Source organism: Bradyrhizobium sp. LTSP885 (assembly GCF_000938305.1).
Taxonomy (GTDB): Bacteria; Pseudomonadota; Alphaproteobacteria; order Rhizobiales; family Xanthobacteraceae; genus Bradyrhizobium.
In genome coordinates this window covers 124,156-140,471 of sequence record NZ_JYMT01000040.1, presented here as the reverse complement: position 1 = coordinate 140,471, position 16,316 = coordinate 124,156, and the positions used below count along the sequence as shown (strand labels likewise).

Sequence of the window (16,316 nt, the reverse complement as noted above, 5' to 3'; positions counted from 1 at the left end):
TGCGGTGCCATGCTTGCGTTCGCGACGACGTATCGCTTACGACGTCGCAAGCCGAAGCGCCGGGCTTTCCGGCGACCTGTTCATTTACAATTATCGCTCACGGAGATTTTCATGAAGATCACTGCTTCGATCCTGCTCGCCGCCGCGCTCGCGTTCTCGTCGGCGCCCGCCAATGCCGTTGTCCTCGATCTCTCGACCATGACCTGTAAGCAATTCATCGAGAGCGGCGACGATACCATCAAGCTGGTGCTGACCTGGATGGACGGCTGGTACAAGGGCGATTCCGACGAGGCCATCATCGACACCGATGTGTTCGTCGAGAACGCCAAGAAGTTCGGCACCTATTGTGGACAGAACCCGACCATCAGCATCGTCAATGCGGCCGAAGCCGTTCTGGGAAAATAGTCTTCTTGTTTGAGCATGATCTTTCGGAAAACCGCTGCACACTTTTCCAGATCATGCTCTAGCCCGGCAGCATCGCGAACGCGCTCGACACCATCGCCACCGGCTTGTTGTCGGTGGCGGACAATAGCGTGACGCGGCCGAAGCTCATGGTGCGGCCGAGCCGGACAATGCGCGCGTCAGCGAGCACGTCGGAGGCGGTCACCGCGCGCATGAAATGCGTGGTCTGGTCGACCGTCGTCATTGGGCGATAGCCCTTGTTGGCCGCGAGATTGGCCAGCACCATCGCGGTGTCGGCAAACGCCATCAGCGCCTGGCCGGACACGATGCCGCCGCTGCGGCAGATCCGTTCCGAGAACGGCATGCGCAGCACGGCGCCGGGTTGCCAGTTGGCGGCGTTGCCGGAGGGGGCTGCGAAGTCGAACTGCTCGACCGACAGATTGAGATCCTGCACCCACGGCGCAAAGATCTCGCCGAGCGCGCGCCTGGCCTCGTCGATCCCGAACTCTCCGGCTTGCTGCTCCATGACGTCCTGTTTCCTCTGCCGCTGTTGTGTGCGCTTAGCCGCGCGTCACATGGACACGCGGTTTCTCGCCGCCATTCCATTTGCCGTCGATCGCCCGCTCGATCTGGGCGGCGAGCTGCAGCAGCAGCCCGTCATTGGCCTGCTTCGCAATCGCCTGGATGCCGAGCGGCAGGCCATGCTCGTTGGTCGCGAGCGGCAGCGAGATCGCGGGGATGCCGCAGAGATTGGCGAGCGGCGTGAAGGCGAAGTTGCGCCAGAGATTGCCGAACCAGTCCAGCACCGACGGATTGTCGCTGAGCGTCAGATATTCTGATGTGCCGATCTTCGGCGTCGGCAGCGCCGTGATCGGCGTCAGGATGATGTCCCAATCCTCGAAGAACGCGCCGAAGCCGCGCGAGGTCGTGTTGAACACCGCCTGCATGCGCGCGCGGTCGGCAAATGAGGTGTGCCGGCCATGTTCCCAGATGCGGATGTTGATCGGCTCGATCAGCTCCGCGGGCGGCCGCTCGAGCCCGCGCGCGGCGAGCATGTTGCCGATCACGACGGCGAAATTGCTGATGTAGCAGGTGGTCTGTGCCGCGAAGGCTTCATTGTAGTCGAGCGACGGCAGGGCGTAGTCGACCTGATGGCCGAGGCCCTCGAGGAAGTGCCCGACCTTCTCGAGTTCGGCCGCGATATGCGGCGTCGCGCGATAGTCGCCCCATTGATGCGACAGCGCGATCCTGAGCCGGGCGGGATCGCGCGTGATTGTCGTGGTGGTGGGCTCGGGCGGGGTCCAGAACGGCATGAACTCGCCGGGCGCTGGGCCGCGGCAGGCATCGACAAAGGCTGCGGTGTCGCGCACCGAGCGCGACTGGCAACCCTGGATCGAGACCAGCCCGGAGAGGTCGGACAGATGCGGCGCCAGCGAGAACACGCCGCGCGACACTTTCAGCCCGATATTGCCGTTGACGCCTGCGGGAATGCGGATCGAGCCGCCGCCGTCGGTCGCATGCGCGATCGGGACGACGCCGGCGGCGACCATCGCCGCGCTGCCGGCCGACGAGCCGCAGGTGGTGTAGTCGGTGTTCCAGGGATTGCGCGTGACATAGACTGCCGGATTTTCGGCCGAACTGCAGACCCCGAACTCCGGCGTCGTGGTGCGGCCGATCAGATTGAGGCCGGCCTTGCGCAGTTTCGTGGTCAGGAAGGTGTCCGCCGTGGCGCGGTTGCCGCGCATCATCAGCGAGCCCATTTCCTGCAGCCGCCCCTTCAGCGTCGGGCCGAGATCCTTCATCAGGAAGGGCAGGCCGGCGAACGGACCGTCGAGGTCGGCGCCGTCTTTGGCCGGGTCGGCGATTACATCCTGAAACAATTCGACCACGCCGCAGAGCGCGGGATCGACCTTGGCGACAGCGGCGGTCGCCTGGGCGGCCAATTCCCGGGGCGTCAGCTCGCCTGTCCTGACGCGCGCGGCGAGTGCCGTTCCATCGTGCTGCGCCCATTCGTCCCAGCTCATCGCCAAAGTCATGCCGTCGATTCTCCATCCTGCTTTGTTTCGCACTGTAATTTGAGCAGGCGCCGGGTCAAACCACCCCTCGCGTGTGGCGGCGTTCCCGGCTTGAAAATGCCCCAGTTTTGGGGCCCTATTCACCCTCGTTGGGGATGGGGTCGTTTATGTTCCGCAGACTGGTATTGCTGGGCGGCGTGATTGCGATCGGGCTTGCGCTCGGTGGCTGCACCAAGTGCGGCCCGATTTGGGATGACTGGATGCAATCGCCGAAATCCTGCAAGTCGGACAATCTCTAGGATCTGCTCTAGGATCTGCTCTAGGACCTGAAAGTTCTTGGGCAGGCGCGCTTGGCGATGCCGTTTTTGCGGTGGTATATCCCCTCACGAAAATGCAAGGGAGCGTCTTCATGAGAATTTTGATGGCAGTCGCCGTCGCGGCGTTTGTGGCGGCGCCGGCCTATGCGCAGATGCCGAACATCAACCTGATGCCTGAGGTCAAGAGCAAGACCCAGGAAGAGAAGGACCAGGACGCGGTCGCCCAGAAGGCCTACAAGGACTCGCTCAGCAAGATTCCCGATGCCAAGACATCGTCCGATCCGTGGGGTGCGGTGCGCAGCGATGCGCCCAAGGCGGCCGCCCGTCCCGCCAAGCCGAAGACCAAGACCGGAAGCACCGCGCAAGGCAGCCAGTAGCGTCGGCCTGCGCCGCATCGTTCTCCCGCAGACTCGGATTCCGCCAGCGCCAGCCCTATATTGCGGTGGTCGTCAGGTGGTCTGGAGTTGCGACAATGGTCTTTCGTCCGCGCGATCTCGCCAGCCGAATGGCCGACCGGCGCAAGCCGGATGACGGCTATCTGCGCGTGACCTTCACCCTGCCACGCGACGAGGCCCGATCGCGGGCGCGCGACTTCCTCGACCGCTACCCGAAGGCCGCCTATATGAGCGCCGTCGAGAGCTGGCGCGAGCTTCCCGGCGGCGCTATCGAGTTCACGATGCGGCGGCTGGCGAGTGCGGATTAGAGCCATTTCCGTTCGGCGTCAGCGGGCCTGATCCTGCTGGACCTTCTTCAGCTCGCGGTCGATCCGCAGCTGCACGCGGCGGATGGCCAGCAGATTGAGCTTGGCTTCGGTCTTGCCCGTGAAGACCCGTTCGCCGATCTGAAAGCGCCATTTCCAGACGCCGACCGCGCCCTGCGTGACGCTGAATTCGATACCCTTGTGGATCATGTTTGAAAGCTCCGCGGGAATCAGGGGCGGGCGCTTGGCTATTTAAACTATAAGTTGTTTCAATATAAAAAGCTCGTCAAACGATATTGTGACGCACCAGACCCGGTCTGGCTCAACAATCGGTGTCTTCGGCCCAGCCCGGAGGCTCGCAATTCGCGTGCGGTCGTGGCCGAGGTACGTGACCGGGCACTTATCATGACGAACACCGGTGGAACTCGCGTGTTCCATTGAAGGCTACGCAGTTTTTTCAGGCCTCAGGAGGTGTACCAAGGTAGTAGGCGCCGGCCCCGATCGCGTGTCGTTCAAAGGCGAAGCGGGCGGGTATTCGAATGTTGGCTTAAGCGTATGATCTTAAAAGATAAAATCTGGAATTACGGAGGCGGTCGGAGCGCTCGGAACTTTGTTCTGGCCCGGAGAACTACGGACGCCGGCGCCCCCCCGTCGTTGCGTTGTGCGCTGTATGATATGGCCTGGGCGTCGGAGCCAGGACTGCAGGATGGAACCGTACGATTCGCGGGAGAAGGCCAAGGTCACAGCGGGTGCAGTGGCGGCCGTCGTGATGACCGCGATGCTGTTTGTGGTTCTGTTCGCAGTCCTGATTGCCCCATAAGGGCCGACGCAGCTTAAAATTCTCGACGCCAATGAGCCGAAGAGATCATCGCGCCAGGCGAACTCGGTAGTCCTACTGAGAACGCACCAAGGCACGGTTACGGCTAGCTTAAATTCAATAAGATCATCGCCGGGATTCGACTTCGCACGCTGCAGCTTACGTGGGCCGCGACCATGAACAATTGTCGCCGGCCGACAGCATGAAAGAGGCCGCCAAATGAGGCGGCCTTACAGGGGATAAAATGACAGACGCACCGTTCAAGGTAGGCGACCGAGTAAAGAAGCGCTCAGGTTACGAATATCCGGGTTTCATCGTGTCGGTTTTTACAAACCGAGCGGGCGCCGTTCGGTATGTCGTGGAGGCGGACCACTCTGCCTTCTCCGGCATGTTGCACATCTTTAATGGCGACCAGCTTGAGCATCGCTAGGGCAAACTGGGCCACTGCGAAAATCAAATTAGGCCACTAGGGGATAAATCAGGCCAGTACCCGCCGGCCGAAAAGAACATATTGCGAACATAGAACAAACGTGGTACATCGGTTCCCAGTCAACAAAGTATCCCGCCTGATCCGATCGCCCGTTTGTCCCGCTAGCGAATCCCCGCCATAAGGAGCACATCCCATGTCCGCCTCTGCCCTGCGTATCGTCGAAGGATCCTCTATGGACAAGTCCAAGGCGCTCTCAGCCGCGCTCTCCCAGATCGAGCGCCAGTTCGGCAAGGGCTCGGTGATGAAGCTCGGCAAGAACGACCGCTCGATGGATATCGAGACGATATCGTCGGGATCGCTCGGGCTCGATATCGCGCTCGGCGTCGGCGGCCTGCCGAGGGGCCGCGTCGTCGAGATCTACGGACCGGAATCGTCGGGCAAGACCACGCTGGCGCTGCACACGGTGGCCGAAGGCCAGAAGAAGGGCGGCATCTGCGCCTTCATCGACGCCGAACACGCGCTCGACCCGGTCTATGCGCGTAAGCTCGGCGTCAATATCGACGAACTCCTGATCTCGCAGCCCGACACCGGTGAGCAGGCGCTGGAAATCTGCGACACGCTGGTGCGCTCCGGCGCAGTCGACGTGCTGGTGATCGACTCGGTTGCGGCGCTGGTGCCGAAGGCCGAGCTCGAGGGAGAGATGGGCGATGCGCTGCCGGGTCTGCAGGCGCGGTTGATGAGCCAGGCGCTGCGCAAGCTCACCGCCTCGATCAACAAGTCCAACACCATGGTGATCTTCATCAACCAGATCCGCATGAAGATCGGTGTGATGTACGGCTCGCCCGAAACCACCACCGGCGGCAACGCGCTGAAGTTTTACGCCTCGGTCCGCCTCGACATCCGCCGCATCGGCGCGATCAAGGAGCGCGACGAAGTCGTGGGCAACCAGACCCGCGTCAAGGTGGTGAAGAACAAGCTGGCGCCGCCGTTCAAGCAGGTCGAGTTCGACATCATGTATGGCGAGGGCGTCTCCAAGATGGGCGAGATCCTCGACCTCGGCGTCAAGGCCGGCATCGTCGAGAAGTCCGGCGCCTGGTTCTCCTATGACAGCCAGCGGCTGGGGCAGGGGCGTGAGAATTCGAAAGCGTTCCTCAAGGCCAACCCCGACATGACCGCGAAGATCGAAGCCGCGATCCGCCAGAACTCCGGCCTGATCGCCGAGCAGATTCTGGCCGGCTCCCCCGAGCGCGACGCTGAAGGCGAGGAGCCGGAAGCCGTGGAGGAATAAGCCTCAAGGCTTGCATGATTTCGCTGGAAGCGGGCGCTGAGGACGTTGAGTTGCCGACGTCGGCGGCGCCCGTTTCGTTTTTGTATTTGGCGTCTCGTTGCGTAGGTCAGGCCGATGAAGCGTCTGATTTTGTCCAGTTCCGGGTCCGGCTATCGTTTCTTGCGCTCAGGCGTGGCCGACGCCGCTATCGATTTTCGCTTTCGCTTCGGCTGGGGACCGTTGGCTCCCGCGCGGGAGATCGATGATTATTTTGCTGCGCGCTCATGCCAAGGCCCTGGTCGTCACTGGTCAGACTGGTGCGCATGGAGATGGCACCCCGAAGAAGCCAGAGCCCGCAGGCGCCTCTCATTTGTCGAATATTGCGAGCCTTATGACACCATCGATCTCTGGTTCGAGCAGTATCCGAACGATCAGCTGGAGCTGATTTTCCTGCTGGATTTTTTCAAGTCTCATCCCGCGATCGCGGGCAGGTTGGAATTGCGTCTCATTGATTTCGATCTGGTGATGCCGGGCTTACAGGTGCCGGAGCCGGAGGATGTGCCGACGGTCGATGTTACCGCAGTCGAACTCGAGACGGCGAGCGCGGTCTGGCGGGCTTATCACGGGACCACGCCAAAACCTTTCCTGGACCGTTTACAGAGCGACTTGAGTTCGCTGCCCTTCCTGAGGTCGGCCTTGCTTGCCCTGATTGCAGAATTACCCTCTCGCGTGACGGGGCTTGGTGCGACTGAAATGCGTCTTCTTGAGCTGATCGCACGTTACGATGGCTCGTCGGCGCTTGGTATTATTCATCGCCACTGGTACCCCGGACGTGTGTTCGGGGAACCCGAACTCTTCATCTTGCTCGACGGCCTCGCGCATGGACCGACACCCGCCGTGGCTAGTCTCAAGCGGGCGAGCACCGAGGGGGCCTGGTACGCGCGTTACGTCGCAAGCGATCCGTGCCTGACCAATTTCGGCAAGGAGGTCCTCGCGCACAGGGAGGACTTCAGCCACCACAATCCGATCGATCGCTGGTGGGGCGGCACGCATCTCACCAACGATAATCTATGGCGTTCCGATCTCACGCTCACGGCACCGTAACGCGGGCAGGGAAACAAGGCGGGAGCAAGCGATGTTTCTTGTTCAGACTGCGCGGGCAAAGCGCACCCGCAAATACTCGATCCTGATGATTTTTGCTCTCGCGATGATCGTATCGATCCTGACGATTCTCACGATGCATTGTGACGTTCTCCCAGAGAGGTCGGCACCACCAAAGGATGTTGAGTGAAGCCCATGAAGCGTCTGATTTTGACCAGTTCGTCCGGTACGGAGCTGGCGCGCGTGGGCCTGGCTCAAAGCGTTATTTCGATTTGGTCTCGGTTCATCTGGGGGCCGTTGCCGTCACCGCAGACGCTCGACGCCTATTTCGGCGCGCGGGCCGACCAGAGCCCCGGGGATCAGTGGTCCGACTATTCTCGAAAGCGGGACCGCGATGCCGTCAAGCATCTTAGGTTCATCGAGCATTGTGCGGCTTTCGACAAGATCGAGCTCTGGTTTGATCCCGACCCGAACGATCAATTGCAGCTGAGTTGGTTGCTTGATCACGTCCGATCTCACCCGGAGACGGTGGCCAAGTTGGAATTGCGCCTGGTCGGCTTTAATCTGATGACCATGCTCGAGAAGTGGTCTGGATGGGGCGAGGTGCCGCTCGTCAACGTCCGGCCAGCGCACGTCGAGGCCGCAAGCAAGGTCTGGCAGGCGTATCGAGCCTCGACACCCGAAGCCTGCTTTGACGCGCTCCAGCATGATCTGAGCGCGTTTCCCTTGTTGAGGCCGGCGCTGCTGGATCTGCTCCAGGAGCTTCCATGGAGCGGATCGGGACTCGGCGCGACCGAAATGCGGCTGCTTGAGCTGATCGCGACAGGATTCATGGGCACCAACATGCTGTTCTATCTTCGCGGCTTCCGTCAGCGCGGCGTGTTCACAGACAAGGAGATCGGAACACTGCTCCAAGGGCTGGCGCACGGGCCGCGACCGGCGATTGCCGGTCTCGACGACGAGCTGCGCGTCATTGACCCGGAGAATGCAAGAGCCCGCTTGGAAGCCTTTCGGCGCAGCCGCTTGTCGGTGACAGAGTTTGGCAAAGCAGTGCTGGCCCGCGAGGAAGATTTCTCGCACCACAACCCGATCGATCGCTGGTGGGGCGGCACGCATCTCACCAACGACAACCTCTGGCGCTGGAATCCAGGGCTAATGAAGCCTTAGCGCGTGAGATCGGTATGGGATGGGATCGGTGCGCGAACTATCCCAAAACTGGGATTGCGCTCGCGTGTCTCACCCTAAGCATGGGCCTTTTCCCGGCTCGCAATCAGCTTCCGCAACGCCTCCGTCACAGCGACCGATTGATGTGTCTTCTGGTCGGTCGCGACCCAGACGATCTCTCCGGTCGCACGAATATCCTCCGAGCCCTTGGCGAAGATCGCAAGCGCAAGCGTGATCGACGATCGGCCGATCCGTGCCACCCGCACGCAGACGTCGATCTCCTCGTCGAACCGGATCGGCGCCTTGTATTCGACGACCGACTTCACCGTGTGGAAGTCGATCCCGGTCCGCGTGACCTCGCCGAGGTAGTCATAGCCGAGGGCGCGAAAATACTCTGTTATCGCCGTGTCGAAGTAGGTCAGATAGTGGGCGTTGAACACCACGGCCTGCGCGTCGACCTCGGAATAGCGGACGCGAAACGGGAAATGAAACCAGAACTCCTGGCGCATGTTTCTATGTCCCGATCGCGCCTGCGCTACTCCGCCGCCTGCGCGTAATCCTCGATCGGCGGGCACGAGCATACCAGGTTGCGATCGCCATAGACATTGTCGACGCGGCCGACCGGGCTCCAGTATTTGTCGTTACGCGAGGAGCCGGCCGGGAAGCAACCTTCGGCGCGGGTATAGGCCCTGTTCCAGCCGTCGTCGGCGATGTCGTGCACGGTATGCGGCGCGTGCCGCAGCGGCGAGGCCTCGATCTTCCAGCGGCCGTTCTCGACCTCGGTAATTTCGTTGCGGATCGCGATCATGGCGTCGCAGAAGCGGTCGATCTCGGCCTTCGATTCCGACTCGGTCGGTTCGATCATCAGCGTGCCGGCGACCGGGAAGCTCATGGTCGGAGCGTGAAAGCCGTAATCGATCAGCCGCTTGGCGATGTCGTCGACGGTGACGCCGCTGGTCGTCTTCAGCGCCCGCGGGTCGACGATGCACTCATGCGCGACGCGGCCCTTGGCGTTGCGATACAGCACCGGGAAGTGCGGCTGCAGCCTGTCCGCGATGTAGTTGGCATTCAGGATGGCGACCTCGGTGGCGCGCGTGAGACCTTCGCCGCCCATCATCAGGATGTAGATGTAGGAGATGGTCAGGATCGATGCCGAGCCGAACGGCGCGGCCGACACCGGGCCGACCGGATGCGGAATTTCGCTGTCGGTTGCGGGATGGCCGGGCAGATAGAGCGCAAGATGCGCTCTTACGCCGATCGGGCCCATGCCGGGGCCGCCGCCGCCATGCGGGATACAGAAGGTCTTGTGCAGATTGAGATGGCTGACATCGGCGCCGTAATCGCCGGGCCGGGACAGACCGACCTGCGCATTCATGTTGGCGCCGTCGAGATAGACCTGTCCGCCGTTGGCGTGGACGAGGTCGCAGATCTCGCGGATGTGCTCCTCGAACACGCCATGCGTTGAGGGATAGGTGATCATCACGGCAGCGAGATTGGCCGAATGCTTCTCGGCCTTGGTGCGAAGATCGTTGACGTCGACGTCGCCACGCGCGTCGCACGCAACCACCACGACATCCATGCCGACCATCGCAGCGGAGGCCGGATTGGTGCCGTGCGCGGAAGAGGGGATCAGGCAGACCTTGCGGTGCGGCTCGCCGCGCGCAACGTGATAGCCGCGGATCGCAAGCAGGCCGGCATATTCGCCTTGCGCGCCGGAATTCGGCTGCAGTGAGATCGCGTCGTAGCCGGTGATGTCGCACAGCCACTGCTCCAGCCGCTTGAACAGCGCGTGGTAGCCCTTGGCCTGATCCGCCGGTGCGAACGGATGCAGATTGCCGAATGCCGGCCAGGTCAGGGGGATCATTTCGGTGGTGGCGTTCAGCTTCATGGTGCAGGAGCCGAGTGGGATCATCGCGCGGTCGAGCGCGAGGTCGCGATCGCTGAGCTTGCGCATGTAGCGCAACAGCTCGGTCTCGGAGCGGTGCGTGTTGAACACGGGATGGGTCAGGAAAGCGCTGGTGCGCTTCAGGTCCTTCGGCAATGCCTCGTGTGCACCGGCCTCGATATCGGCATAGCTAAGCTTGCCGCCGAATACGCGCCACACGGCCTCGACTGTCTCCGATGTCGTGGTCTCGTCGACCGCGATACCGAGCGTCGTCTCGCCGATCCGCAAATTGATCCGTTCGGCAAGCGCGCGGGCGATCAGCTCGTTCTGCCGCGCACCGGCGTCGACGGTCACGGTGTCGAAGAACGCCTCGCTCGTGGGGGCAAAGCCGAGCTTGCGCAGGCCGGCCGCGAGCACCGCGGCGCGGCGATGCACGCCGCGTGCGATGTGCGTCAGGCCCTCCGGGCCATGATAGACCGCATACATCGAGGCGATCACGGCGAGCAGCACCTGCGCGGTACAGATGTTGGAGGTCGCCTTTTCGCGGCGGATGTGCTGCTCGCGGGTTTGCAGCGCGAGGCGATAGGCAGGTGCGCCCCGTGAATCCACCGACAGGCCGACGATGCGGCCGGGCAGCGAGCGCTTCAGCGTGTCGCGCACCGCCATGTAGGCGGCATGCGGACCGCCATAACCCATAGGCACGCCAAACCGCTGTGCCGAGCCGACCGCGATGTCGGCGCCGAGCTCGCCGGGCGAGGTGATCAGCGTCAGCGCCAGCAGGTCGGCTGCGACGATCGCAAGCGCACCCTTGGCGCGCAGCGATGCGATGGCGGGCCGGAGGTCGCGCACCGCACCCGAGGTAGCAGGATATTGCAGCAGGGCACCGAGCACATCGGTGTTGTCGAGATCGGTCAGGGGATCGCCGACGACCAGCGTCCAGCCCAGCGGCTCGGCGCGGGTGCGCATCACCGCGAGCGTCTGCGGATGCACCTCCTTGTCGACGAAGAAGGCCGTCGCCTTCACCTGCGAATGACGCTCGGCAAGCGCCATCGCTTCGGCCGCCGCGGTCGCTTCATCGAGCAGCGAGGCGTTGGCGACGTCGAGCCCGGTGAGATCGCAGATCATGGTCTGGAAGTTGAACAGCGCTTCCAGCCGGCCCTGGCTGATCTCCGGCTGATACGGCGTGTAGGCGGTGTACCACGCCGGATTCTCCAGGATGTTGCGCTGGATCACCGCGGGCAGGATGGTGCCCGAATAGCCCTGGCCGATCAGCGAGGTGAACACCTGGTTCTGCGCGGCGAGCGCATCCATATGTGCGAGCGCCTCGGTTTCGCTCAGCGCACGCCCGAGATCGAGCGGCGCCTGCTGCCGGATCGAGGACGGCAGCGTCTCGCTCATCAGCACTTGCAGGCTCGCAGCGCCGACCGTCTCCAGCATCGCGTTGACGTCGCGCGGCGAGGGGCCGATGTGGCGGCGGACGAAATCGGTGGCGGCGTCGTTGGTCGGCTTGAAGGGCGCGTTCATGGGATGATCCTTACGCAATGTGCGCGGCGTAGGCGGCCTCGTCCATCAGGCCGCCGAGCTCGCTCTTGTCAGCGATCTTCAGCTTGAAGAACCACGCCTTGCCGCCGGCGTCCGAATTGACCAATGCAGGCTCGGCCGCGAGCGCCTCGTTGACCTCGAGCACGTCGCCGGTGATCGGCGCATAGACGTCGGAAGCCGCCTTGACGGATTCGACGACGGCGGCGGCCTCAGCCTTCTTCAGGCTGCGGCCGACCTTGGGCAGTTCGACGAACACGACGTCGCCGAGTTGCGATTGCGCGTAGTCGGTGATGCCGATGGTGGCGACATCGCCCTCAATGTGGAGCCATTCGTGGTCGGACGTGTACAGCGTCGTCATTGTTGTCCTCTAGCGTTTATAGGTGTTGGGGACGAAGGGCATGGCGGCGACCTTGAGCGGCAGCCGCTGGCCGCGGACTTCGGCGAATACGGTGGTGCCGACGGAGGAGAGGGAAGTGGGCAGATAGCCCATCGCAACCGGTGCATTAAGGCTTGGGCCGAAGCCGCCTGAGGTCACCTTGCCGATTGGCTCGGCGGAGTTGGCATCGGCGAACAGCGATGCGCCTTCCCGCACCGGTGCGCGGCCATCCGGCCTCAAGCCGACGCGGCGGCGGGCTGCGCCTTGCGCGAACTGCGCGAGGATCTTGTCGGCGCCCGGGAATCCACCGGCACGGGCGCTGCCGCTGCGGCGGACTTTTTGCACCGACCATTCCAGCGCGCCTTCCACCGGCGTCGTCGTGGTGTCGATGTCGTGGCCATAGAGGCAGAGCCCGGCTTCCAGCCGCAGGCTGTCGCGCGCACCGAGCCCGATCGGCAGCACGTCGGGATTGTCGAGCAGCGCGGTGGCCAGCGCCTCGGCCTTGTCTGATGGAACGGAGATCTCAAAGCCGTCTTCGCCGGTGTAGCCTGAGCGCGACACGAAGCAATCGATGTCACCGAGGCGGCGCGGGCCGGTATCCATGAATTTCATCGCGCCGACATCTGCACAAAGTTTCGCCAGCGCCGATTCGGCCTTGGGTCCCTGCAGCGCGATCAACGCACGGTCGGGCATCGACACGATCTCGCAGCTGTCCGAGAGGTGCGCGCGGAGATGGGCCTCGTCCTCCGTTTTGCAGGCTGCATTGACCACCAGGAACAAATGATCGCCGAAATTCGCGACCATGAGGTCGTCGAGCAGGCCGCCGTCGTTGTTGGTGAATTGCGCGTAGCGCTGCCGCCCCGGCGCGATACCGAGGATGTCCTGCGGCACCAGTCTTTCCAGCGCCAGAGCCGCGTCGACCAACTTTCCGGATTTCGGTCGCAGCGCGAGCTGGCCCATATGGGAGACGTCGAACAGGCCGGCATGGGAGCGTGTGTGCAGATGCTCCTTGAGGACACCGGCCGGGTACTGCACCGGCATGTCGTAGCCGGCGAACGGCACCATCCTGGCGCCGCGCGCCACATGCAGTGCGTGCAACGGGGTCTTTTTCAGCGGGGAATTGTCGCTCGCAAGCATCACAGGGCCCTCGCGGTTCCACCGGGGACCTATTTCCCCTTGAGAAACCTGCAGAAAGCCCCATCTGTCGCTGTGCCTGAGAGTATTATCCCGTCGGCGGACGCGTCAGGGCAAAGCCCTTAGGCGCCTCTTTCCAGATGTCAGACGTCACGCGGTCCGTTTGCCTGAGAGTTTCCGGGGCGGTTGCTCCTTCGGCGCCGGCGCAAGGCCGGTCTCTCCCGACGTGACTTAACAACAGGTAGGAAAGAAACACGGCGGCGCCAAGGCTGTCAACGCGGCTGTCGCTGCTATCAACGGGCTTTGCTATCAACGGGCTTTGCTATCAACGGGCTTTGTGCTGCTGCGGCAAGTCCATGATCCGCCTGCACAGTTTCTGGACACCGTCGTCCACCTTGTCTAAAAGCGTTCGGCCGGAATTGGCGTTATTTTGCGCCTGATCCGGTCCATTTTCCCGATTGGATGAACATGAGCAGCGTCAGCGACATCAGGTCGACTTTTCTGAACTACTTCGCGGCCAATGGCCACGAGATCGTGGCGTCGTCGCCGCTGGTGCCGCGCAACGACCCGACCTTGATGTTCACGGCAGCCGGCATGGTGCAGTTCAAGAACGTCTTCACCGGCATCGAGAAGCGCCCCTATCAGCGCGCCACGACGTCGCAAAAATGCGTCCGCGCCGGCGGCAAGCACAACGACCTCGACAATGTCGGCTACACCGCGCGCCATCTCACCTTCTTCGAGATGCTCGGCAACTTCTCGTTCGGCGATTACTTCAAGGAGCGGGCGATCGAGCTCGCCTGGAACCTTGTCACCAAGGATTTCGGGCTGAACAAGGACAAACTGCTCGTCACCATCTACCACGACGACGACGAGGCGGCGCTCTACTGGAAGAAGATCGCCGGCTTCTCCGACGACCGCATCATCCGCATCGCGACCTCGGACAATTTCTGGGCCGCGGGCGATACCGGTCCCTGCGGTCCGTGTTCGGAGATATTCATCGACCGCGGCGAGCACATCTGGGGCGGGCCTCCGGGCAGCCCGGAGGAGGACGGCGACCGCTTCCTGGAATTCTGGAATCTGGTCTTCATGCAGTTCGATCAGGTGACGAAGGAAGAGCGCGTGCCGCTGCCGCGTCCCTCGATCGACACCGGCATGGGCCTGGAACGCATGGCCTGCATCCTGCAGGGCGTCGACAGCGTGTTCGAGACCGATTTGTTCCGCCATTTGATCGATGCCGCTTCATCCGCGCTCGGGCACGGACCGAACGCGCAGAACGTCGCGTCGTACCGGGTGATTGCCGACCATCTGCGCTCGTCGGCCTTCCTGGTCGCCGATGGCGTGCTGCCGTCGAACGAGGGCCGCGGCTATGTGCTGCGCCGGATCATGCGCCGCGCGATGCGCCACGCGCAGTTGCTTGGCGCGCAGGAGCCGCTAATGCATCGCCTGGTCTGGGCGCTGGTCCGCGAGATGGGCCAGGCCTATCCGGACCTGGTGCGTGCGGAGAAGATGATCGAGGAGACGCTGCGGCTGGAAGAGACCCGCTTCCGCAAGACGCTGGTGCGTGGCCTGTCGATCCTCGACGAGAAGAGCGCCTCCCTGAAAAAGGGCGACATGTTCGACGGCGATACCGCGTTCACGCTGTACGACACCTATGGCTTCCCGCTGGATCTGACGCAGGACGCGCTGAAGTCGCGCGGCATCAGCGTCGATCAGGCGTCGTTCACCGACGCGATGGAGCGGCAACGTGTGAAGGCGCGTGCCTCCTGGGCGGGCTCTGGAGACGCTGCGACCGAAGCAATCTGGTTTCCGCTGCGCGAGAAGCTCGGCGCGACCGAATTCCTGGGTTACGAGACCGAGACCGCGGAAGGCGCGGTGACCGCGCTGCTCAAAGACGGCGCCGAGGTCGAGGGCCTCAAGTCCGGCGAGACCGGCATGATCGTGCTCAACCAGACGCCATTCTACGCTGAGTCCGGCGGCCAGGTCGGTGACACCGGCGTGCTGACCGGCGAGGGCGTCAGGTTCCGCGTCACCGAAACGCAGAAGAAGGTCGGCGATCTCTTCGTGCATCTCGGCACCGTCGAGCAGGGGGCGCTGAAGGTCGGCACCGCACTGCAGCTCGTGGTCGATCACGACAGGCGTTCGTCGATCCGCGCGCACCACTCGGCGACGCATTTGCTGCATGAGGCGCTGCGCCAGGTGCTTGGCGATCACATCGCGCAGCGCGGCTCGCTGGTCGCGCCCGATCGGCTGCGCTTCGACTTCGTACATCCGAAGCCGATCACGCCGGAAGAGCTCGCTCGCGTCGAGGACATCGCCAACGATGTCGTGCTTGAAAATGACGAGGTCACCACCCGCATCATGGGCGTCGATGACGCCCGCGAGGCCGGCGCCCGTGCGCTGTTCGGCGAGAAATATGGCGACGAGGTTCGCGTCGTTTCGATGGGCAAGAGTGCGCGCGAGCACGGCCAGAACGCGCTCGGCTGGTCGGTCGAGCTCTGCGGCGGCACCCATGTGCGCCGCACCGGCGACATCGGCCTGATCTCAGTGACCGGCGAGAGCGCGGTGGCCTCGGGCGTGCGCCGCATCGAGGCGCTGACCGGCCGCCATGCGCGCAAGCACGCCAACGACACCATCGCGCTCGCCAAGACCGCAGCACAGGAGCTGCGCACCACCGTCGAGGATGTGCCGGCGCGCATCGCCGCGCTGATGGAGGAGCGCAAGAAGCTCGAGCGCGACCTGTCGGATGCGCGCAAGAAGCTCGCGATGGGCGGCGGTGGGTCGAATGGCGCGGCGCCTGATATCCGCGAGGTCGGCAATGTCAAGCTGCTGGCGCGCGCGGTCGAGGGGGTCGAGACCAAGGACCTGAAGAGCCTGGTCGACGACGGCAAGAAGCAGATCGGCTCCGGCGTGGTTGCGATCGTCGGCGTCACCGAGGACGGCAAGGCCGGCATCGTGGTCGGTGTCACCGCCGATCTCATCTCGCGCTTCAACGCGGTCGAGCTGGTGCGCAAGGGCTCCGAAGCGCTCGGTGGCAAGGGCGGCGGCGGCCGTCCCGACATGGCCCAGGCCGGAGGGCCCGACGGGGCCAAGGCGAACGCGGCGCTATCGGCGATCGAGCAGGCGATGGCTCAGCAAGCATCGGCGGGCGCCTGACGGAGCAATCACA

Annotated in this window: 16 protein-coding genes and 1 riboswitch; of the genes, 9 read left to right on the top strand and 7 right to left on the bottom strand. The window is 63.4% G+C overall.

Annotation, left to right across the window (positions count from 1 at the left end):
* Window positions 1-111: 111 nt before the first annotated feature.
* Complete coding sequence (locus tag UP09_RS27885; RefSeq protein ID WP_044541546.1) at window positions 112-405, top strand: HdeA/HdeB family chaperone; 294 nt, start codon at window positions 112-114, stop codon at window positions 403-405.
* Window positions 406-463: 58 nt separating this feature from the next.
* On the opposite strand, the gene UP09_RS27880 is transcribed toward UP09_RS27885, so the two are convergent.
* Window positions 464-928, bottom strand: a complete 465-nt coding sequence (locus tag UP09_RS27880; protein ID WP_044541545.1) for a PaaI family thioesterase — start codon at window positions 926-928, stop codon at window positions 464-466.
* A gap of 34 nt (window positions 929-962) precedes the next feature.
* A complete protein-coding gene (locus tag UP09_RS27875; protein ID WP_044541544.1) occupies window positions 963-2,438 on the bottom strand; it encodes an amidase in 1,476 nt (491 codons plus the stop codon).
* A gap of 146 nt (window positions 2,439-2,584) precedes the next feature.
* On the opposite strand from UP09_RS27875, the gene UP09_RS27870 reads away from it, so the two are divergent.
* From UP09_RS27870 to UP09_RS27860, 3 genes are all read left to right on the top strand, one after another.
* Window positions 2,585-2,716, top strand: a complete 132-nt coding sequence (locus tag UP09_RS27870) for a hypothetical protein (protein WP_044541543.1) — start codon at window positions 2,585-2,587, stop codon at window positions 2,714-2,716.
* A 122-nt stretch (window positions 2,717-2,838) separates the two neighbouring features.
* Window positions 2,839-3,111 carry a hypothetical protein gene (locus tag UP09_RS27865; protein WP_245302247.1) on the top strand — a complete coding sequence of 91 codons (273 nt, stop codon included), beginning with the start codon at window positions 2,839-2,841 and terminating at the stop codon, window positions 3,109-3,111.
* 95 nt (window positions 3,112-3,206) lie between these two features.
* Window positions 3,207-3,437: a hypothetical protein gene (locus UP09_RS27860; protein WP_044541541.1), complete on the top strand. Its 231-nt coding sequence runs from the start codon at window positions 3,207-3,209 to the stop codon at window positions 3,435-3,437.
* 18 nt (window positions 3,438-3,455) lie between these two features.
* Here the strand turns inward: UP09_RS27860 and UP09_RS27855 are convergent, their stop codons facing one another.
* Window positions 3,456-3,644: a hypothetical protein gene (locus tag UP09_RS27855; protein ID WP_044541540.1), complete on the bottom strand. Its 189-nt coding sequence runs from the start codon at window positions 3,642-3,644 to the stop codon at window positions 3,456-3,458.
* Between the two features lie 851 nt (window positions 3,645-4,495).
* On the opposite strand from UP09_RS27855, the gene UP09_RS27850 reads away from it, so the two are divergent.
* The 4 genes from UP09_RS27850 to UP09_RS27835 all read left to right on the top strand — a co-directional run bounded on the left by UP09_RS27850 (window position 4,496) and on the right by UP09_RS27835 (window position 8,216).
* The gene (locus UP09_RS27850; RefSeq protein ID WP_044541539.1) at window positions 4,496-4,681 is read left to right on the top strand and encodes a hypothetical protein; all 186 of its coding nucleotides are present in this window, start codon (window positions 4,496-4,498) and stop codon (window positions 4,679-4,681) included.
* A 193-nt stretch (window positions 4,682-4,874) separates the two neighbouring features.
* On the top strand, window positions 4,875-5,969 hold the full coding sequence (recA, locus tag UP09_RS27845) for a recombinase RecA (RefSeq protein ID WP_044541536.1): 1,095 nt from the start codon (window positions 4,875-4,877) through the stop codon (window positions 5,967-5,969).
* Between the two features lie 114 nt (window positions 5,970-6,083).
* Window positions 6,084-7,052: a hypothetical protein gene (locus UP09_RS27840; protein ID WP_082070316.1), complete on the top strand. Its 969-nt coding sequence runs from the start codon at window positions 6,084-6,086 to the stop codon at window positions 7,050-7,052.
* A 192-nt stretch (window positions 7,053-7,244) separates the two neighbouring features.
* Window positions 7,245-8,216, top strand: a complete 972-nt coding sequence (locus UP09_RS27835; protein ID WP_044541535.1) for a hypothetical protein — start codon at window positions 7,245-7,247, stop codon at window positions 8,214-8,216.
* Between the two features lie 74 nt (window positions 8,217-8,290).
* Here UP09_RS27835 and UP09_RS27830 read toward each other — a convergent pair whose 3' ends face one another.
* Genes UP09_RS27830 through gcvT form a run of 4 tightly spaced genes read right to left on the bottom strand, consistent with a single transcriptional unit; the run spans window position 8,291 to window position 13,153 of the window.
* Window positions 8,291-8,722, bottom strand: a complete 432-nt coding sequence (locus UP09_RS27830) for an acyl-CoA thioesterase (protein WP_044541534.1) — start codon at window positions 8,720-8,722, stop codon at window positions 8,291-8,293.
* 26 nt (window positions 8,723-8,748) lie between these two features.
* Window positions 8,749-11,622, bottom strand: a complete 2,874-nt coding sequence (gcvP, locus tag UP09_RS27825) for an aminomethyl-transferring glycine dehydrogenase (RefSeq protein WP_044541533.1) — start codon at window positions 11,620-11,622, stop codon at window positions 8,749-8,751.
* Between the two features lie 10 nt (window positions 11,623-11,632).
* On the bottom strand, window positions 11,633-11,998 hold the full coding sequence (gcvH, locus tag UP09_RS27820; RefSeq protein WP_044541532.1) for a glycine cleavage system protein GcvH: 366 nt from the start codon (window positions 11,996-11,998) through the stop codon (window positions 11,633-11,635).
* Window positions 11,999-12,007: 9 nt separating this feature from the next.
* Entirely contained in the window at window positions 12,008-13,153 is a 1,146-nt protein-coding gene (gene gcvT / locus UP09_RS27815) for a glycine cleavage system aminomethyltransferase GcvT (protein ID WP_044541531.1), read from the bottom strand.
* Between the two features lie 142 nt (window positions 13,154-13,295).
* Window positions 13,296-13,385, bottom strand: a riboswitch (glycine riboswitch).
* Window positions 13,386-13,618: 233 nt separating this feature from the next.
* Between gcvT and alaS the strand changes: the two genes are divergently transcribed.
* Complete coding sequence (gene alaS, locus UP09_RS27810) at window positions 13,619-16,303, top strand: alanine--tRNA ligase (protein WP_044541659.1); 2,685 nt, start codon at window positions 13,619-13,621, stop codon at window positions 16,301-16,303.
* Window positions 16,304-16,316 lie beyond the last annotated feature (13 nt).